Genomic DNA, 3,035 nt, shown 5'->3' on the forward strand with positions numbered 1-3,035 from the left:
GCTATTAGCTCTTTTTGATTAAGAAGTTTTTATAGTTTTGGGAATATAATTTTTCCTGTTTTTGGTTATAACATCTTTTATTTGTGCATCAAAAGTTGTGCCTTGATCTTGTAAGAAGCATATTTTGAGTGGCAGATAATATAGATTTTGTTTTATTTCATTCGTTAAATGAGGGTTATAAATTAGTCTGGCTGCATCTTTTTCTGTCACAATTATATGGGGCAAAGTGTTGCCATTCTTCATTTTTAATGCTCTGTTCCGGATTTTTTCTATGTCTTTCGCACTGAAACTATGATGATCCGGAAAACATAAACTCTCTGTCTTAGATACAAAGTTTTGAATATATTGTATAAACGGTTGGGGTGAAGCAATCCCAGAGATCAGTAAAGCTTTATCTTTTTTTATATTTGTTATGGATATAGGATTGTGAATTTCATTCGGAAATAAAGGAATTAATTCATCGTAACATAATCCGGTAAAATATAATCGTTGATATGGATATAATTGCAGACGTTTCGAAATAATTCTGAAATCTATAGGTTTTATATCTTTAGGACATTTAGTTACAATAACGATCTGTGCACGAGATTTTTCTCCTATCGGTTCTCTTAATCTACCATATGGGAGAAGTTTATCTTCATAAATCATCCGATTAAAATCGGATAGTAAGATAGATGTAGATGGTGCCACATATCTATGCTGGAAAGCGTCATCTAATAAAATGACATCGATTTCGGGCGTAAGTCGCATTAGCTTTTCTATACCTCTTCGACGGTTACTATCTACGGCCACTACGATTTCCGGAAATTTATGTTTTATTTGAAAAGGCTCATCTCCGATTTCTCTGGCTGTAGAAGAATGGGTTGCTAGAACAAATCCTCTGGTTTTTCTTTTATACCCTCGGCTCAAAATGGCAATCCGATATGAAGAAGCCAATAATCGTATTAAATATTCGATATGGGGCGTTTTCCCTGTGCCTCCCACTGTGATATTACCTACAGATAGGATAGGTATATCATAACTTTTGCTACGTAAAATATCCCAATCGAAAAGTTTATTTCTCAATCTTACTCCTAATCCGTAAATGAGGGAAAACGGAGATAACCACTTATATAGCTTTACATTTTCCTCCTCCAGCATTCTTTATGAGCTTTAGTATTATTTGTTATTCTAGTTCTATATTTTCCATTTGAGCTTGAATCGGGTCGATCTGCTTTATTTGGTCTAAAATTTTTTTATAATGATATTCATCACCCAAAAATAATCTCATAAAAGATTGTGACACTCCGTTTCTAAGTTCATTCATCAGTTCTTCGTAAAAACTTTTTTTCTTTGGATATTCAATAACTTCATAATCTGTTATGTCACATTTTTTTGCAATCCATTCGGTTGCTTTCTGCATATCACCAAGTTCGTCTATTAATCCGATTTTTAAAGCATCTTTACCACTCCATACTCGTCCTTCTGCAATATTTTTTATTTGATCGACCGACATTTTTCGTCCTTGGGCACAACGTTTTATAAAGAGATCATACCCACGATTTATGTATGTTTGCATTTTCTGTTTTTCATCATTTGTCATAGGGCGTTCTATGGTAGGGAAAGCTCCGTATTTGTTTGTTTTTACCTCGTCAAATGATAATCCGATTTTCTCTGAAAGTAACTTTTGCGCATTTGGTACGAGTCCAAATATCCCTATTGAACCGGTTAGTGTTGCGGGATTTGCAAAAATACGATTTGCTCCGCAAGATAGATAATAGCCTCCAGAAGCGGCATAATCACCCATTGATACGGCAACAGGCTTTGTTCGTTTCAACTGTTCTACCGCATGCCAGATCTGTTCAGATCCGAAAGCACTTCCTCCGGGAGAATTTACTCTAAGTACAACACCTTTTACAGACTCGTCGTCTTGAACTTCTTTTAGAGTTCGTACCAGTTTGTCAGATATAATGCCGTTCGAAGATATTCCGTCTATGCTACCTACTGCATATACTATGGCAATTCGATCTTTTGATTTGATTTTTTTAGCTGTAGATACAATATCTGTTGGTGATGCCCAATTGATATCATTAATATTTTCGACACCGCAAAGCTGCGTTAAAAAGGATTCTACTTCCGGACGGTATAATAAAGAATCCACAAGTTTGGTTTTCTGTACCCATTGAGGCTCTTGTAAAGAAACTAATGAGTCGGCATAATCATTCAGTATGTGTTTCTCTATTTGACGTTCTTCTGCGATGTCAGAGATAATAGTTTCCCATATCGAGTTTAAGTATGATGCGGTTTGTTTTCGATTTGCTTCACTCATCTGAGTAGTTATATAAGGCTCTACGGCAGATTTGTAAGTCCCTACGCGAAATACTTGCATTTCAACCCCTATTTTATCTAATGTATTTTTATAAAAAGTGGGAGTCGTGCTTAATCCTCTAAAATCCAGCATTCCAATAGTATTCATGAACACCCAGTCGGCTGCAGTTGCCAAATAATATTCTCTTTGGGTGTACATGTCGGCATACGCCACAATAAATTTTCCACTTTTTTTGAAATCGGATAGAGCATTACGTATTTCTTCAATAGAGGCATAACCTCCAGTAAAATTTGAAATATCCAAATAAATACCAGTGATATTATTGTCCCATTTGGCGATCTGAATAGCTTTTAATATTTCGTCTAATCCTGCTTTCGGAATATATTCTCCTGAATTTAAAATATTTAATGGGTCGTCTTTTGCTCGTTCGGTAAGTTCTCCTTCTAATTTTAATATTAAGATGGTGTTTTCTTTAGAGGTGTAACTCGGAGTTGTCGAAAAAGTTGCGAGACTTATAACTGAGCCGATGAAGAGCCAGAATAGTAATATCCCGGCAATAAAAACACCTAATACACAGGCAAATGTCGTTTTGAAAAAACTTTTCATATTAAATATCTATTTGTAATAGCAAGAAATATAAGATTTCCAAGCAAATATAAGGCTTTTTTTGTTAAAAGAATGTTTTCTGTTATTGAAAAGGGGTATATCAGTCCTTAATCTTTTATAT

At 34.8% G+C, this 3,035-nt stretch carries 2 protein-coding genes; both read right to left on the reverse strand.

Features of this window, described 5'->3' with window-relative positions; genetic code table 11:
* Positions 1-18 precede the first annotated feature (18 nt).
* Positions 19-1,137 carry a tetraacyldisaccharide 4'-kinase gene (gene lpxK / locus AC1WHX_RS11520; protein WP_302545405.1) on the reverse strand — a complete coding sequence of 373 codons (1,119 nt, stop codon included), beginning with the start codon at positions 1,135-1,137 and terminating at the stop codon, positions 19-21.
* 28 nt (positions 1,138-1,165) lie between these two features.
* The gene (gene sppA / locus AC1WHX_RS11525; RefSeq protein ID WP_302545403.1) at positions 1,166-2,914 is read right to left on the reverse strand and encodes a signal peptide peptidase SppA; all 1,749 of its coding nucleotides are present in this window, start codon (positions 2,912-2,914) and stop codon (positions 1,166-1,168) included.
* Positions 2,915-3,035: the final 121 nt, after the last annotated feature.

It is taken from the genome of Coprobacter sp. (assembly GCF_982436375.1).